This is a genomic window from Martinezella sp. CNPSo 3957 (genome assembly GCF_057784395.1).
Genome location: NZ_JBXSOU010000009.1, coordinates 112,053 through 127,954, shown reverse-complemented (window position 1 = coordinate 127,954; position 15,902 = coordinate 112,053). Strand labels below are relative to the sequence as shown.

Sequence of the window (15,902 nt, the reverse complement as noted above, 5' to 3'; positions counted from 1 at the left end):
GCAATCGATGCTATTCATGCTCCGCCGACGTGGCGGGGCTCTGGCGCTGATCGAGATTAAGCATCGGCACCGAAGCGTTCGGCAGCATGGTAGTTGGCAATTGACCATTCCACTTTTCCGCCTGGGTGAGGAAAATCAGGTTCGGATTGTCGCGCAATGCATCGCCCCGGGCTTTGATTGCCTTCGCTTCGGCGTCTCCGCGGAGCTGGATCGCTTCGGCCTCGGCTTCTGCCTGCAGCTTCACGGCATCGGCCTGCGCCTGCGCATCGGCGCGACGGGCGTCCGCTGCGGCCTGGGCCTGCGTAACCGTGATCTGCGCTTGCACCTTCTCGCGCTCCGCATTCTGCCGCAGCTTCTGCACCTCGACTTCCGCCAGCATGCGCTGCTCGATGCTGTTTTCATATGCATCCGAAAAATCGATATTCTCGACCTGCACGCTGTCGATCTGCACCGGACCCTGAATGCCCGCCTCGATCGCCGCCTGGACGTCGGTGTTGAATTGCGCCCGGTTCTGGATGACGGAGGCGGCGGTGAATTTGCCGAATACGGTCTTGACATCCTGGGGAGCTCGCCGTGCGATCAGGCGCGATTCCAGATTGCCGAGCGAACCGAACTCCGAATAGACATGTTCCACGGCATCTGCCGGCACATGCCAGGAGATGGTGACGCGCATGTCTGCTGGCTGCTGATCCTGCGAATAGGCCTGCATCTGTTGATGCTCGTTGGCCTGACAGTTCGAGCCGTTCTGGCAGGTCCAATAGGTGACCTGCTGAGTCACGGGGATTTTGACGACGGTCTCGATCCAGGGCAACTTGAAATGCAAGCCCGGTTCCGCCGTGCCGACCATTGCGCCCGTGCGCAGGATGACGCCGCGCTCGCCCTGATCAATCGTGTACCACGAACTGAAGACGAGCATCAGCACGGCTATCACGGCGATGATGCCGATGAATGCCGTAACGCGACCCTTGTTCGCCACGGATGCTATGTCAATTTCCCGGTTTGCCATCGATATCCCCATCTGCACGCTATGAGGGAGAGATAGATGAGTCGACTCGGAAATGCACCTGCGGTTTCGTGCCTCGTGCGACCACCGTCAGTTGCGCGTCACCGGCTTCGAACGCATGCGCGACACCGTCTCCCGCTCAGCACGCTTGCAGCGCATCGGCGGCAGGCCGCGATCCATCAGATCCATATCCTCCAGCACCATGTCGCCCATTTTCTTGAAGGCGCCGTCGAGCGCGCCGGCACGATGGGCCGAGCGCAGAAAGCCCTTGAGCTTGCGCACGGGGTGATCAAGGCCGAGCGGCTCCTCAGGATAGACGTCGCTCGCCGCCACGATATGGCCGGAGGCTACCGCCGCCATGAGCGCATCGAAATCGACGACATCGGCCCGGCTAAGCAGAATGAAGGCTGCACCCTTGCGCATCCTCGCAAAAGCCTCAGCGCCGAGAAAGCCCTTGTTCTCGCTTGTGACGGAGGCAACAACGAAGACGAAATCGCTGGCGGACAGCACCTCGTCCAGCCCGGTGGGCTGCACGCCATGCTCTCTCAGGATCGATGGCGGCATCCATGGATCGAACACCCTGATATTGGCACGGAAGCCGGACAGAACCCGGTTCAGCGCCTTGCCGAGATCGCCGAAGCCGACAATACCGATATCGCTGCCCGAAAGCAGCCGGGCGCTGGCATTGCCATCGCCGCCCCAAAGCTCCCTGCCCTCCCGGAAATCAAGATCGGCATCGGCGATGCCGCGCGCCAGGCTTAGCGCAAACCCAAGACCGATTTCGGCAACCGGTTCGGCGAAGACGAGACCTGTGGTGACGACGTGGATGCCGCGTTCAAAGAGCACCTCATAGGGCATATTGTTGATGAGGTTGCTCTCGACATTCAGAATGCAGCGCAGCTGCGGCATGCGGTCGAGCGTCTCCTTCGACAAGGGCGGCTGGCCAATGATATAGCGCGCCTCGCCGAGCACATCATCCCCTAATCCCGCGACATCGTCAGGATCCGCTTCTACGATGCGATATTTCGAATGAAGGAGCGTCAGGGCATCCTTGGTGAAGATGAGCTCGAGCGAGCGCGGCTCCGGCGCGCTGATGGCCAAGGGTCTGCTGTCGGTCGTCATTCTGCTCCTCCTGTATCCCGAGGCGATCCAATATCATTCGATGGATGAGATCAATCAGGCCTCGTCCTCCTCCCCTGGCATACCGACAGAGAAGGCGCAAATGCGCGAGAGATAGGTGAGCGGTAGCCCCGTCTCCACGTGCCAGGCATTGAACTGATCCTGGATCAGCCGCAAATCCTTCTTGGTGGGCTTGCTTTCCGAAATGGGCACGCCCGCAAGCCGCAGACAGACGAGAACGTCATGGCTCATGACGAAGCTGTCGCGACCGATTGCGCGCAGCAGATATTGTCCGGTCATACCGCCGAGCCGGTTGCCCTGCTTGTCCAGAAGAGCCAGCAGGCCGATCTGATCCTCCAGCGGCCAATCGGCAAAGAAGCGGCCGGCGCTGCCATGCTCGTCGGCAAGCCGGCGGACGAACTGCGCATTGGCCCTGACCGACATGATTTTGGCGCCATTGCGGATGACCCGGACATCGGAGGTCAGATCATGCCAGTAGTCGTCCGGTGCGAGATTGAGGAAGGCGGGATCAAAGCCGGAGAAAGCGGCTTCGAAGCCCGTCCATTTCGAATCGATGACGTTGCGCACGAAACCCGCATAGAAGATGTAGCGCGTCATTTCCGACAATATCCGATCGTCGGGCTGCGTCCGCAGCACGTCATGGTTCGGCATTCTGGGCATCAGCGCCCTCAGTCCATCGGCGCCGCCCTTGCGCTTCTCGGCGCGCTCCCTGATCTCCGCAAAGCTTCCCATCATCCTCTCCCGGTCATGCCGCGCGACAAGTCTTTTATGACCGCATTGCCCCGTGCATGTAATCTCCGTACGATGATTTTCTGTGAAAAACACCCTATCGAAAGTTGCGGTTCGAAAGTTGATCACGTCGGCACTCGAATTGATTTCCCGACGATTGAAACAATTCCGGACTGCTCCAGATATGGTCTTGAAATTAACTTGAGATTTCACGCACCGTAGCGTTAATTGCGGCCGCGTCGGATCGGAGCCCCGTGCCATGAATAATAAAGACTGGAATAATCCCATCATGGTCATCTGCAAGCGTACCGGAAAAGTCTATACGGTCGCGAACACGAAAGAAGCACTGGATATGCTGCTGAACGCATGGCCCGTCGCGGAGGGCAAGGCGTTCATGATGGCATTGCAAGTCTGTGCCGACGTCGAAAGAGGTCAGGGACAACCAGTGGAGGCCCGCAACAGCTTTGTCGCCGCGGCATCCGAGGCTGGCGTCCCTCTGGAAATGCCGGTCGTTCAATAAAAGCATAGTGCCGTTCTCATTCTTCGTGCGCGGACACGCTGCATATCTCGTCGTGGAATAGTTCACCAAGTCAGCCGGCGGGACTGGATGTGAGCAATCGAGGGACTGTCCCGGATGCTCGTTTTTTCCCACGATCGCCGCATGCTGGGGCCGCTTTCCCGCTTACAATCTGAAGATCAATTTTCCGGATATTGCGAAACTTTTTGCTCTTGCAGGAGTTTGGGGAGGCAATGTCGGAGCATCATCGAAATGACCAGTATTTTTAGTGCCGGCGATGGCCGCTGGCACGAGCCAGTCTATTTGCGCATCGGCTATGGAATGCCGGAGGCCGTCCGAAGCCCCAGGGAAGCCCATAATCACCTTCTTTTCCGTTGGCCTACCATCAGAGGCGAAAAATATGATTCCGCCCGAAGCCTCTGCCTCCAAGCCGATATCGATCCCCTGTTGAGCGACAAAGCCAGGAAGATGTTCATCGCAGCCTGCGTGGAAGCGAACGTATTGGATTAGAGCTCTCGCGAGGCTCAAACCATTCTCAAACCGCTGTCAGATCCTCGCGGTTTTCGCGGGGCTTTGATGGCAACCCAAAGGCGAAGGCATTGGAGAGCGGGGCGGCTGCATATCCGGGAAGCGGTCCCGGCCTTGTCTTGCTTTACGAGAATGGCGCCGTCATTCAGATGCGACACGGAAGCGATCTCGGCCGCAGTACAGGAGCGCAATGTGGCCGTCTGTCGGCAAGAAACGACCTCAGCTACGATGGCATCGGGCAAGACTTACGGTCCGGAACGCTTCTTGCAGTCTTACCGAAGCATGAATGTTTCGGAGGTAATACGTTTTGAAACGAAACACTTTACGCCCATTTCCGGCTATCACGCTTGTCATGGGAGAGAACGGCGGAACCCGCCGTGTCAATTCAGTGCATCAGGCGGCGGAGTTGCTGCTGGAGTATTGGCCGGTGGAAAATGGCGAGGAATATGTCGCGGCAGTGCGGATCTGCCTCGAAGCGATGCTTGGTGCCGTCTCCGCCGAAGCCGTAAGGGAGGCCTTGATCAAGGCTGCACGGGAGGCTGGCATATCCGTCATGCAGTGAAATCATCCCGCCCTTCCCGCGGCATGCGGGATCTCTCTGACATTATTCACTTTTTGTGAACGAGTGCCGGCGATCTTGCCAACAGAGGCAGGCGATTCGCCCTGCCAATGACGGAGAGAATATGTCGCTTCTACCATTCCCGGCCGACAGGCGTACCAGTGATGTCAGGCGGTGTGCCGCAGCCCTTCAGCAGCTCAATGGCGAAGCGGCAAACCGCTTCTGGCGTTCGGAAATGGCAATCTTTGCCAACGCCTTGCGCGAACAGGGAATGGAAGACGGCGAAATCTCGCGGCAAGCAGGCCTCTTCATGCATGCGGTGCAGATGGAACTGCAGCTTACCTTTGCCGAAGAAGAGCTGAACGCCTCGGCCTGACCACGTTAGAGCCCTCGAGTTCTCCTTGAATCGCAAGAACGCTCCATCTCTTTTTTGCAGTTCCGGACGGAAAGCCGCTACGCAGTTTTCCTGAAATTGCTCTATTTCGGCAGCTTGCAAAATGCGATGGATTTGTCGCCGCTTGTCGGTGACTTGATTTGCACAGTCCATTCTCCTCCAGGGAAATGGAACCCCTTTGACGAAGCCACGCCGGTAATCTGCGCGCAGGCCTTTCTGGCATCGGCGCTCGGCAGATCTATTGTCGCCATGACGGCGTACCTGCGGCTGGACACCTGGCACGGCGCTGTAAACAAGCCGGTATTGTCGATCATCTTGCAGACCCGGAACGCATTGTTCACGGCGTCGTCTGCCGCCACCGCGGAACTGGCGCCCACCAGCATGGTGGCCGCCGCCAAAAACAGTCTCATTGAAAATCCCGATCCCCTACGGCAGCACGGTGCCAGAGCAGGTTTCGTCTTGCAAGATATGTCGCGTGGATTTCCATGGGCCATTTGAAAATACAACGCAAATGACGGCGGGTTGTTCGCTGGCGACGTCGTCCATCCGGCTCTGCCGAGATATTTTCAACGGAAAGCGTGCCGGAGGATGGCCTCTCGGGAGTGGGGAAGTGCCAGTGCATTCCGGCTGCGTCAAGCTCCGACCGGCCGGCATTCATCCGATGCTTAGGTTGCCTCTCCGCCAATAAGTAGAAACCGTTCAATTTGCGGATTCTCATTAATATCTTCGATATTAGAACATGCCATTTTAGCAAAAACAAAAGTCAAGGAGCCAATCCCATGACGGCATTCTCACCCGAAGGCCGGGTAGCGACCCGAAAACGTACGTTTCTCGGCGCCAAGATCATATTTAACGACGGCCACTCGGTCTTCGATTGCCTCGTCCGAAACCTGTCCGATACCGGCGCCATGATCCAAATCGAAAATCCTCTCGCCGCACCCAACGCCTTCAATCTGCAACTTTCGGACGAAAGATTGTTGGCTTGCGCAGTGCGCTGGCGCAAAATCAACAGCATAGGTGTCGAGTTTGTGTGAGGGCACTCTCGCCCACAACACCTATGGGCGTCCGGATGAATATCCGAAATGGCTCCCAGTCAAAGCTGGGCGGTATACCAGCCGCAGTTACCGCGCGTCGATAAGGTTCGCCCGGAACAAATAAGCCGCACCATGCATTGGCATATGGCACCTCTGCCGAATTGGCCTGTGAAGGAGATGGCTATGAACCAGGAAACCATTGATCGGCTCGACACAATCGGCCAACAGCTGCATGATCGCGCTCTTGCTCTGTCCCAATCGCAATCCCAAGAAGGCCAGGACCATGCCCTCATGATGTCGGCACTGGCGACCCTGGCAACAGCGGTGCGAACCTTGGATGACGACGTAACCCGGCTCGACGGCCCCAAAGGGATTGGAGCAGCTGGCTCCTGAATCAGGTCCTCTCAAGTGCCGAAGTGGTTCAGCTTGCACGTCCATAGGAACAAGCACGCTTACGCAGGTCGCTAAGAGCTTGCGATTACGAGAACTTTCAACACTTTGGAAGTTTTGGTAGCGGAGGAGGGATTTGAACCCCCGACACAAGGATTATGATTCCTCTGCTCTGACCTACTGAGCTACTCCGCCACGCCGCATTTGATGTTGAACATCAAATGCAAAGGTCAAACGAACTGTCGCTCGAAAGCGCTAGCTCGTCGGTTGAGCGGCTTATAAGGTGCGGTTCGGCTTGGTGTCAAGCGGATGATTTGGAAAAATCAGTGCTTTCTCTTGACGCCGACGCCGCCTGCCCTCAGGCAGCCACCGGGCCTGCCAGCAGCGCCTTCAAAGACGCCTCCGCCATCGGCTCACGTTCCGAACGTTCGATGAAGCCGCCGCCGTAGACGCGGGCGTCATCACCGGGTGCCGAATAGAGCGCGCAGGCCTGCCCGGGAGCCACACCGGCCTCGCCGACGGTGAGGTCGACATAGATGCCGCTGGCATCGGCATGCAGCACAGCCGGGGACGGTGCGCGGGTGGACCGCACCTTGGCGAAACAGGCAAAGCCTTCACCGGAAGCGGCCTGCAGGAGCGACTCGTCGCCCAGCCAGTTCACGTCGCGCAGATAGACGCGGTGCGTTTCCAGCGCTTCCTTCGGGCCGACGATGACACGGCGCGAGCGGGCGTCGAGATAGACGACGTAAAGCGGCTCGCCTGTGGCAACACCGATACCCCGGCGCTGGCCGATCGTGTAATGCAGGATACCCTCGTGCTGGCCGAGCACGCGGCCGTCGAGGTGCACGATCTCGCCGGCAAGCGCCGCATTCGGCTTCAGCTTGGCAATCACGTCGGAATATTTGCCCTGCGGCACGAAACAAATGTCCTGGCTGTCGGCCTTCTTGGCGACGACGAGGCCCATCTCTTCGGCAAGCGCGCGCGTCTCGGCCTTGGGCATGCCGCCGAGTGGAAAACGCAGATAGTCGATCTGCTCCTGCGTCGTGGCAAAGAGGAAATAGCTCTGGTCGCGATCGGCATCGGCCGGGCGATAGAGGGCGCGGCGATTTGGGTGCTCCACAGATGGATTCGGGCGCGAGCGGATATAATGGCCGGTCGCCAGCGCATCGGCGCCGAGTTCTTTGGCAGTCAGCAGAAGATCGGCGAACTTGACTGTCTGGTTGCAGGCAACACAGGGGATCGGCGTTTCGCCGGCGACATAGCTCTCGGCGAAGGGATTGATCACCGTCTCGCGGAAGCGCTTTTCATAGTCGAGCACATAATGCGGGATGCCGAGCGTTTCGCAGACACGGCGTGCATCGTCGATATCCTGGCCGGCGCAGCAGGAGCCGGCGCGATGCACGGCCGCGCCATGGTCATAGAGCTGCAGCGTGATCCCGAGCACATCATAGCCCTGCCGCTTCAAAATGCCGGCGACGACGGAGCTGTCGACACCGCCCGACATGGCGACGACGACACGGGTATCTTCCGGCCTCTTGTCAAAATCCAGTGTATTCACGGTCGTTGCCGCCAGTCTTGAACGATCTTCGATGCTGCCGAGCGGGAGACGTTTCTTCGAAACGTCGTCACGCTCTCACGATTTCATTTCGCATGATCTGATCCAAAAACCGCTGCACACTTTTCGGGATCATGCTTGTTGCCGCCGGATGCCATGCAAAAGCGGCGAATTTTCATTACACAGGGCGTTTAGCCGCTCTTTGCAGCCGGCCTCAATTGTGGACGGATATAGAAAGGATTGCCAACCCATGCAAGGGGTGGGCGAAATCGCGAATCATCCCTTTGCCTTCAAATGCAGGATCAGATTGCGGCTGCGCCGCAGGACTGTCACCGCCGATCCGACGGCAACGACCCAAAGCGCGATGGTCAAGACCCAGCTGCCGCCGCTCCATAACGCCTCTATAATCGAAAGCAAAGCCCCTGCCGTCGCGACCGCCATGCGATGCTGCTTGGCCATCGGACCGCCGAAATCGCTGGGATTGCCCGTGGCACGGCCAAGCTCGCGGACATAGGCCGTCAACACAGCAAAGGCGGCGGCGGCCCAACCAAGGCCCGGCATCGCAATGCCATAGCCGATACCGGCAAAGATGAGGATATCAGCAATGCGATCCGGAAATTCGTTCCAGAACGGTCCATCGGCCTCGCCTTTCCCGCCCTCGACCGCCACCATACCGTCAAGCAGATTGCAGAGCAGACGTAGCTGACAGAACAAGGCGCCAAAGATCAGCAAGACCATTCGCATCCCGGCACTACCGGTGGCCCCGGAGAGCCAGAATGATGCCCCCGCCAGTGCTGCCATGACCATGCTTGCCTGCGAGATCTGGTTCGGCGTCACTGAAAGCGCGGTCATGCGCCGCGCCAGTGCCTGTGCCCACCGCGTGTTGCGGCTCGCCAGCGGCCGCCTGTCGCCTGTTCCCTCGCCGGTCATATGCCCTTATCCCTCATGATTTCGCGGCCTTCCGCCCGATATCGAATAATTGTAGATCGCCGCATAACTGGAAGAGACCAGCAGCGGCACCGCAATGGTTTTCAGGATCTCCGGCGTGCCGCTCAGCGCGTGGATGACGATCAGGATGGTCGCCGAGCCCAGGCAGGCCATCAGCGGCGGCGCCCAAAGGCGCGTAGAGCCGCCGAACCGCCGCGACAAAACTTCGACCACGGATTTCAGGAACAGTGTCAGACAACCCGAAAGCACGCCCTGCACAAAGCCCGCGATCAGTGGCCTCGGCATCGGGTGCATGCGGTTGGCGAAGAAAGCCCAGCCGCCCATGGCGAGGAAGGCGAAAAGCACATGCACGATGCTGCTGCCGGCAAGCGCTTTCAGCTTTCCGTTCATGACAGCGACCACCAGTAGCGCACGAGATGGAAGAAGATCGGCGCGGAGAAGACGACCGAATCCAGCCGGTCGATCAGCCCGCCATGCCCCTCGATGAGATGGCCCCAATCCTTGACGCCGCGATCCCGCTTGATCGCCGACATGACAAGCCCGCCGAAGAAACCCATGATGGTGATGACGAAGGCGAGCAGACCGGCCTGCGGCGGTGTGAACGGCGTCACCCACCAGAGCGCCGCCCCGATCAGCGAAGCGCTGATGACGCCGCCGACGAAACCCTCCACCGTCTTCGATGGCGACAGACGCGGCGCGATCTTCGTTTTCCCGAACAACTTGCCCCAGACATATTGCAGGACGTCGCTGAGCTGCACGACGATCACCAGAAAAGCGATCAGCAGCACATTGCGGCCTTCATAACCCGGAATGTGCAGCGTCAGCAGCGCCGGCACATGCGAGGCGCAGAAGACGCAGATCATCAGCGCCCATTGCACCTCGGCGATCCGCACCAGAAACCGCTCCGTGTCGCCGCGCAGCACCGCGATGATCGGCATGAAGAGGAAGGCGTAAACGGGGATGAAGATCGAATAGATGCCATATTGCTCGGCCCAGAGCAGGTAATATTGCACCGGCAAGGCCACGAAGAAGGCGGCGGCAAGTGCCCAGTGATCCGCCCGCTTCGTGTTGATCAGAGTCATGAATTCGCGCAGCGCCGCAAAGGAGCAGAAGGCGAAGAGCAGGATGACGCCGGCGCGCCCGGCAATGAAGGCGATGCCGATCAGCACCACCATCACCCACCAAGCCTTGATGCGCGCATTCAGATTTTCGATCGCAGCATTCGATCCGTCAGGCGACAGCCGCCGCTCCAGCACGTAGCCGATGACGGAGGCGACGATCAGGACGCCGAAAATGCCAAGAACGAGGTGGATCAGATCGGCGCTTGCCGCTTCCATGCTCAGTCTCCCGCCCGCTTGGGCGCCAGCGCCAGCAGCGCCGCTTCGGCCCGCGCCAGAAACTCCGCCTTCTCTTCGGTCTCGCCGATATGCAGCGCCTCGCCGAAGGTGACCGTGCAGATCAGCGGAATGGGTACGAACTCGCCCTTGGGCATGACGCGGTTGAGGTTGTCGATCCAGACGGGCACGAGATCGATATCAGGGCGAGCCTGCGCAAGATGGAAAAGCCCGCTCTTGAAGGGCTGCAACGGCTGCTCGGTGAGATTACGGGTACCCTCTGGAAACAGGATCAGCGAGGAGCCGGCATCGAGCGCCTGCGTCATCTGCGTGACCGGATCTTCCTTACGTGCTTCACGATCCCGTTCGATCAGCACGGCGTTGAAGACGTCCCGGCCGATGAAGCTGTTCAGCGGCGATTTCAGCCAATAATCGGCGCCCGCCACCGGGCGTACGCGGCGGCGCAATCGTGGCGGCAGGACAGTCCAGATCAGGATGAAATCGCCATGGCTGGAGTGATTGGCGAAATAGACGCAGCGGCGGGTTTGCATGCCGCTTTCGGGCCAGATCGCCCGAACGGCGGTAATGGCTCGCGCAAAGAGCACGATCGCCACGGAAACGGGTTTCGCCAGCCATTCGATCGGCGTGCCCATTCCTTCCCCGAGGATGTTCTTCCGCAAAGCCTCCATGACATAGAGATAGGCGCGTTTCATCGCCCCCGATAGCCTGTGGAGCGGGCTTATCCACAACCCTCACAACCATGAAGAAAACCCGGCGCAACTTATGTCGCGCCGGGCTTTCGCATGGGCTCTTGGGAGGAGCGAATTCTATAGCTGCCGCCCTTCTTCAGGGCGGGCAGGCTCAATCGACGTTGAACACCAGCGGCTTTGCCTGACGGATCGCCTGATGCGCCGTCAGCTTGCCGAGCACCTCATCACTGATCGGACCGTCGACATAGAGAAGCGCGATGGCATCACCACCCTGCTTGTCACGGCCGAGCTGGAAGTTGGCGATATTGACGCCGGCAGAGCCGAGCGTCGTGCCGATGAAGCCGATCATGCCGGGAACGTCGGTATTGGCGATATAGACCATGTGGTTGCCGACATCCGCATCGAGGTTGATGCCCTTGATCTGGATGAATCGCGGCTTGCCGTCCGAGAAGACGGTACCGGCGACGGAGCGGCTCATGCTGTCTGTCGTGACCGTCAGCTTGATGTAACCGTCATAGACGCCGGTCTTGTCGCGCTTCACTTCGGCCAGCACGATACCCTTTTCCTTGATCATGATCGGCGCCGAAACCATGTTGACGTCGGCAACCTGATTGCGGATCAGGCCGGCAAGCAACGCGCTCGTCAGCGCCTTGGTGTTCATGTTGGCGGTGACGCCGTCATAGAGGATCTCGATTTCTTTGATCGGATCGTCCGTGACCTGACCGACGAAGGCGCCGAGAACATCGGCAAGCTTGATGAACGGCTTCAGGATCGGCGCTTCTTCAGCCGTGATCGAAGGCATGTTGATGGCGTTCGAGACAGCGCCCTTGACGAGGTAATCAGCCATCTGCTCGGCGACCTGAAGAGCAACGTTTTCCTGCGCTTCCGTCGTGGAGGCACCGAGATGCGGCGTGCAGACGACATTCGGCAGGCCGAAGAGCGGGCTTTCCTTGGCCGGCTCGACTTCGAAGACGTCGAAGGCAGCGCCGGCGACATGGCCTGATTTGATGGCGGCGGCAAGGGCCGCTTCATCGACGAGGCCGCCGCGGGCGCAGTTGATGATACGCACGCCCTGCTTCATCTTGGCGATCGCAGAGGCGTCGATGATGTTGCGGGTCTTGTCGGTCAGCGGCACATGCAGCGTGATGAAGTCGGCGCCGGCGAAGAGCTCGTCGAGCTCGACCTTGGTGACGCCCATTTCCTCGGCGCGCTCCTTGGACAGGAATGGGTCATAGGCAAGAACATGCATCTTCAAGCCGAGGGCGCGGGCAATGACGATGGAGCCGATATTGCCGGCGCCGATGATGCCGAGCGTCTTGCCGGTGATTTCGACACCCATGAACTTCGACTTTTCCCACTTGCCGGCCTGCGTCGAGGCATCGGCCGCCGGAAGCTGACGGGCAACGGCAAACATCAGCGCGATGGCGTGTTCGGCCGTCGTGATCGAATTGCCGAACGGCGTGTTCATGACGATGATACCGCGGCGCGAAGCGGCGGGGATATCGACATTGTCGACCCCGATACCGGCGCGGCCGACGACCTTGAGGTTCTTGGCCGCTTCGATGATCTTTTCCGTCACCTTGGTGGCGGAACGGATGGCAAGACCATCGTAATTGCCGATGATTTCGAACAGCTTGTCCTTGTCCTTGCCAAGTTGCGGCTGGAAATCGACTTCGACGCCGCGATCGCGGAAGATCTGGACAGCGGTTTCCGACAGTTCGTCGGATACGAGAACGCGAGGTGCCATGGAGGCCTCCTGAAAAGGGTCAGCTAAGACGCGCAATCCGGGAAAGGTACAAAAACGGCTTTCCGTATGGAATTGCATGAAAACAACGAGAATTTCGAGATGCTGGGCTCCGCCTTACCGGCGGAGCCATAAACGCTTCAAACCTCAGGCAGCAGCCTGGGAGAGCGTCGCCTTCTGCGTTTCGAAAGCCCAGGCGAGCCAGGGCATCAGCTTCTGCATGTCGGAAGCTTCGATCGTCGCACCAGCCCAGATGCGCAAGCCCGACGGCGCGTCGCGGTAATGGCCGACGTCATAGGCGACGCCTTCCTTTTCGAGGAGCGCAACCAGGCCCTTGGCGAAATTCGCCTGACCATCAGCATCGAGAGCGACGACGTCCTTGTCGACGATCTTCAGGCAGACGGAGGTGTTGGATGCCGTCTCCGCCTTGACGGCGAGATTGGCGATCCAGTCGTTGGCGGCAATGAAATCGTGGATGACCTTGGCATTGGCATCGGCACGGCCGATCAGCGCCTTCAGGCCGCCGAGATCCTTCGCCCAGAGGAGAGCATCGATATAATCTTCGACACAGAGCATCGAAGGCGTGTTGATCGTCTCGCCGGTGAAGATGCCTTCGATCAGCTTGCCGCCGCTGGTCATGCGGAAGATCTTCGGCAGCGGCCAGGCAGGCTGATAGGTCGTCAAGCGTTCGACGGCGCGCGGCGACAGAATGATGACGCCATGGGCGCCCTCGCCGCCCAGAACCTTCTGCCAGGAGAAGGTGACGACGTCGAGCTTGGCAAAATCGAGGTTCTGAGCGAAGGCGGCCGAAGTGGCGTCGCAGATCGTCAAGCCCTTGCGGCCGGCCGGGATGAAATCGGCGTTCGGAACCCGGACGCCCGACGTGGTGCCGTTCCAGGTGAAGACCACGTCGCGGTCGAAATCGACAGCGGAAAGATCGGGCAGCTCGCCGTAGCCGGCTTCGAGCTTGCGGACGTCCTTGAGCTTCAGCTGCTTGACGACGTCGGTAACCCAGCCCGCGCCGAAGCTTTCCCAGGCGAGCATGTCGACGCCGCGTTCGCCGAGGAGCGACCAGAGCGCCATTTCGACGGCACCGGTGTCGGAAGCCGGAACGATGCCAATGCGATAATCCGCCGGCACTTCCAGAATTTCGCGGGTAAGATCAATGGCCTGCTTCAGCTTTGCCTTGCCGACTTTCGCGCGGTGCGAACGGCCAAGAGTCGCATCGGAAAGAGCGTTAAGCGTCCAACCGGGGCGCTTCGAGCATGGACCAGAAGAGAAATGGGTATTATTCGGACGGATGTCCGGCTTGGCGAGCTTAGTCATGATGCTATCCTCTCAGATAGAAAGCTCCTCGTTGGGGAGGAGTGTCCCGCCGCCGGATATATTGGAAGCAGCCCGTTAGCGCAACAATAAAAATTGCTCATGGCGCTCCCTCACGATTTCGTGCGAGATTTTGATGCCAGGCAAGTCACGCGCAATGGAAATAAGCTAAATTTGGTGCCACAAGAGCTAGTTTCTATGCTGATGCACAATCATATATGGCTAGGCGCTCGCCGTTTTGCGCCGATGGAAATTATCAAGTGTGCTCGATGTCCCTAACTGCGCTCGCCGAAACTTCTTTTACGCCGTCACAAACCATGCCGGTCTATCTTATCAATATCGACCGGGCAGCCGAACGACTGGCGGAGATTCAGCGGCAGAGCGATGAGTTCGGTTTTCGATTCGAGCGTATTCATGGCGTCGACGGTGCCCTCATCCCGCGCGATGAATGGATCGATGTAGATCACGATCGCTTCCAGCGCCGGCATGGCCGCACCATCCTGCCCGGTGAGTATGGCTGCTACCGGAGTCACCTGTTGGCGCTGCAACAGTTTTTGGCGAGCGGCGACCAAATGGCCGTGGTCATCGAAGATGATGTTGCGCTGGATATCGATTTCCTCGCACGCACAGTGGCCGCGAAGAATGCTGCGCCGAATGCCGACCTGATCAAGCTCGTCAATCACCGCTGGAACGGCTTTCGTGCCATGGGCCGGAGCAGCAAGGGAGATATCGTCGGACGCTGCCTCTTTGGTCCACAAGGCTCGACGGCCTGCTATCTTGTCACGCGCAAAGGCGCCGAAAAGATCGTGAAATCGCTGGCCGTCATGTCGCTGCCCTGGGATGTGGCCGTGGAGCGTGGCTGGGACATGAATATCTCCATCGTCAGTACGCGCGCGAATATTGCCGGTTTTAGCCGGCTGCAGCGAACGACGATGATCGGCTGGCGTCGCGACTACCGCGCGGCCAAGGCACCGGCCTGGCAGCGCATACCCGCACACATCTTCCGAACCGTGGATTTCTTTCGGCGTATCGCCTACGTACTGACGACGCCGTAAGCCTCGGGTTTTACCAAGTAGTGATCCGCAAGCCCACGCGAATCTCATGGCGCGACAACGCGCCGTCGCGGCCTGCCGTGCCGCCGGCGCCTGCAGCCGAATCTGCGGCGGAATAACCGAACATGTCACCACCCGCGATATGGGAGAAGCGGTAGCCAAGATCGACCTTGATATTTGGCGCAACCTCATAAGCCACACCCGCCATCAAGGCGTAGGTCAGGCGCCAGTCACTGTCACCAGGATAGCGTGCGCTGACTGAGGCAGCGCCGCCGCAGCCCGACGTGCCATCGACACAGGAGCCGATGGCGTTGACGCTGCTCCAGGAAGCCCGCGTGGCGCCGAGGCCGGCACCGACATAGGGCGTGAAGCCGGCGAGCGTCCCGAGATCGACATAGCCATTAACCATCAGGCTGCCGGCCCTGAAGGAAGAACGAGCTCTCGTGGAGCATCCCGTGCCGCCAGCCGCGCCGGAACAAGGCGAATCGCTCGAAATGCGGCCATTGAAATCACCGCTGAAGAAATCGCCCGTCACATCCGCGCGGAACAGATCGTTGAACTGATAGCCGACACCGAGACCGCCGGAAAAATCCCCGCCGAATCGCGTCGAATCAAAGCTGCTCGAACTGTAATCGCCACCCGCAGGATCATAGGCGCGAAATTTCGTGTCGGCGCGGCTGGCATTGACGGCATAACCGACATCGCCGCGCACATACCATCCCTTGGCATCCTTGACGCTCACCTCAGACATCTTGATTTCCGGCGGTGTCGCATCGGCCGCAAACGCAATACCCGTCGATGCGCCTGCCATCGCTGCGGCCAGCGCCAAAGCGTCAAAACGGATCATTACCCCTCGCCTTCCATCCTCGGGCTCGCGCCCGAATGTCGAACCGGCTAGCTCCCCTTGATATCTCATATGTCTGGGTCTGAGCGGGAAAGCTG

Annotated in this window: 19 protein-coding genes and 1 tRNA gene; 8 read left to right on the top strand and 12 right to left on the bottom strand. The window is 59.4% G+C overall.

Annotated elements, in window-relative coordinates; genetic code table 11:
- Nucleotides 1-10: 10 nt before the first annotated feature.
- From AC13QE_RS21055 to AC13QE_RS21045, 3 genes are all read right to left on the bottom strand, one after another.
- Complete coding sequence (locus tag AC13QE_RS21055) at nucleotides 11-1,006, bottom strand: prohibitin family protein (protein WP_112335007.1); 996 nt, start codon at nucleotides 1,004-1,006, stop codon at nucleotides 11-13.
- Nucleotides 1,007-1,093: 87 nt separating this feature from the next.
- Nucleotides 1,094-2,125, bottom strand: coding sequence for a hydroxyacid dehydrogenase (locus AC13QE_RS21050; protein WP_488485105.1), 1,032 nt, complete (start codon nucleotides 2,123-2,125; stop codon nucleotides 1,094-1,096).
- A gap of 54 nt (nucleotides 2,126-2,179) precedes the next feature.
- A complete protein-coding gene (locus tag AC13QE_RS21045; RefSeq protein ID WP_488485104.1) occupies nucleotides 2,180-2,875 on the bottom strand; it encodes a DNA-3-methyladenine glycosylase I in 696 nt (231 codons plus the stop codon).
- A gap of 256 nt (nucleotides 2,876-3,131) precedes the next feature.
- On the opposite strand from AC13QE_RS21045, the gene AC13QE_RS21040 reads away from it, so the two are divergent.
- The 7 genes from AC13QE_RS21040 to AC13QE_RS21010 all read left to right on the top strand — a co-directional run bounded on the left by AC13QE_RS21040 (nucleotide 3,132) and on the right by AC13QE_RS21010 (nucleotide 6,297).
- Complete coding sequence (locus tag AC13QE_RS21040) at nucleotides 3,132-3,392, top strand: DUF982 domain-containing protein (RefSeq protein WP_132717437.1); 261 nt, start codon at nucleotides 3,132-3,134, stop codon at nucleotides 3,390-3,392.
- Nucleotides 3,393-3,506: 114 nt separating this feature from the next.
- A complete protein-coding gene (locus AC13QE_RS21035; RefSeq protein ID WP_488485103.1) occupies nucleotides 3,507-3,899 on the top strand; it encodes a DUF982 domain-containing protein in 393 nt (130 codons plus the stop codon).
- 325 nt (nucleotides 3,900-4,224) lie between these two features.
- Nucleotides 4,225-4,479, top strand: coding sequence for a DUF982 domain-containing protein (locus tag AC13QE_RS21030; protein ID WP_488485102.1), 255 nt, complete (start codon nucleotides 4,225-4,227; stop codon nucleotides 4,477-4,479).
- A gap of 121 nt (nucleotides 4,480-4,600) precedes the next feature.
- Nucleotides 4,601-4,852 (top strand): DUF6074 family protein, encoded by a 252-nt coding sequence (locus AC13QE_RS21025; RefSeq protein ID WP_488485101.1) that lies wholly within the window; start codon nucleotides 4,601-4,603, stop codon nucleotides 4,850-4,852.
- A gap of 54 nt (nucleotides 4,853-4,906) precedes the next feature.
- Nucleotides 4,907-5,368 carry a hypothetical protein gene (locus AC13QE_RS21020; RefSeq protein ID WP_488485100.1) on the top strand — a complete coding sequence of 154 codons (462 nt, stop codon included), beginning with the start codon at nucleotides 4,907-4,909 and terminating at the stop codon, nucleotides 5,366-5,368.
- A 281-nt stretch (nucleotides 5,369-5,649) separates the two neighbouring features.
- Nucleotides 5,650-5,904, top strand: coding sequence for a PilZ domain-containing protein (locus AC13QE_RS21015; RefSeq protein ID WP_488485099.1), 255 nt, complete (start codon nucleotides 5,650-5,652; stop codon nucleotides 5,902-5,904).
- 183 nt (nucleotides 5,905-6,087) lie between these two features.
- The gene (locus AC13QE_RS21010) at nucleotides 6,088-6,297 is read left to right on the top strand and encodes a hypothetical protein (protein ID WP_488485098.1); all 210 of its coding nucleotides are present in this window, start codon (nucleotides 6,088-6,090) and stop codon (nucleotides 6,295-6,297) included.
- Nucleotides 6,298-6,412: 115 nt separating this feature from the next.
- Here the strand turns inward: AC13QE_RS21010 and AC13QE_RS21005 are convergent.
- From AC13QE_RS21005 to AC13QE_RS20970, 8 genes are all read right to left on the bottom strand, one after another.
- A tRNA-Met gene (locus AC13QE_RS21005) sits at nucleotides 6,413-6,489 on the bottom strand.
- Between the two features lie 163 nt (nucleotides 6,490-6,652).
- Nucleotides 6,653-7,852 (bottom strand): tRNA 2-thiouridine(34) synthase MnmA, encoded by a 1,200-nt coding sequence (gene mnmA, locus AC13QE_RS21000; RefSeq protein WP_132717444.1) that lies wholly within the window; start codon nucleotides 7,850-7,852, stop codon nucleotides 6,653-6,655.
- Between the two features lie 273 nt (nucleotides 7,853-8,125).
- The gene (locus AC13QE_RS20995; RefSeq protein WP_488485097.1) at nucleotides 8,126-8,779 is read right to left on the bottom strand and encodes a CDP-alcohol phosphatidyltransferase family protein; all 654 of its coding nucleotides are present in this window, start codon (nucleotides 8,777-8,779) and stop codon (nucleotides 8,126-8,128) included.
- Nucleotides 8,780-8,785: 6 nt separating this feature from the next.
- Nucleotides 8,786-9,187: a hypothetical protein gene (locus tag AC13QE_RS20990; protein ID WP_488485096.1), complete on the bottom strand. Its 402-nt coding sequence runs from the start codon at nucleotides 9,185-9,187 to the stop codon at nucleotides 8,786-8,788.
- Complete coding sequence (locus AC13QE_RS20985) at nucleotides 9,184-10,134, bottom strand: phosphatidate cytidylyltransferase (RefSeq protein WP_132717447.1); 951 nt, start codon at nucleotides 10,132-10,134, stop codon at nucleotides 9,184-9,186. Before AC13QE_RS20985 ends, AC13QE_RS20990 begins: the two co-directional genes overlap by 4 nt.
- A gap of 2 nt (nucleotides 10,135-10,136) precedes the next feature.
- Nucleotides 10,137-10,784, bottom strand: a complete 648-nt coding sequence (locus AC13QE_RS20980) for a lysophospholipid acyltransferase family protein (protein ID WP_112335291.1) — start codon at nucleotides 10,782-10,784, stop codon at nucleotides 10,137-10,139.
- Nucleotides 10,785-10,992: 208 nt separating this feature from the next.
- Nucleotides 10,993-12,588 (bottom strand): phosphoglycerate dehydrogenase, encoded by a 1,596-nt coding sequence (gene serA, locus AC13QE_RS20975; RefSeq protein ID WP_132717448.1) that lies wholly within the window; start codon nucleotides 12,586-12,588, stop codon nucleotides 10,993-10,995.
- A 144-nt stretch (nucleotides 12,589-12,732) separates the two neighbouring features.
- Nucleotides 12,733-13,911, bottom strand: coding sequence for a phosphoserine transaminase (locus AC13QE_RS20970; protein ID WP_488485095.1), 1,179 nt, complete (start codon nucleotides 13,909-13,911; stop codon nucleotides 12,733-12,735).
- Nucleotides 13,912-14,126: 215 nt separating this feature from the next.
- On the opposite strand from AC13QE_RS20970, the gene AC13QE_RS20965 reads away from it, so the two are divergent.
- Complete coding sequence (locus AC13QE_RS20965; RefSeq protein WP_488485094.1) at nucleotides 14,127-14,963, top strand: glycosyltransferase family 25 protein; 837 nt, start codon at nucleotides 14,127-14,129, stop codon at nucleotides 14,961-14,963.
- A gap of 10 nt (nucleotides 14,964-14,973) precedes the next feature.
- Here the strand turns inward: AC13QE_RS20965 and AC13QE_RS20960 are convergent, their stop codons facing one another.
- Complete coding sequence (locus tag AC13QE_RS20960) at nucleotides 14,974-15,807, bottom strand: outer membrane protein (protein WP_488485093.1); 834 nt, start codon at nucleotides 15,805-15,807, stop codon at nucleotides 14,974-14,976.
- Between the last annotated feature and the right edge of the window lie 95 nt (nucleotides 15,808-15,902).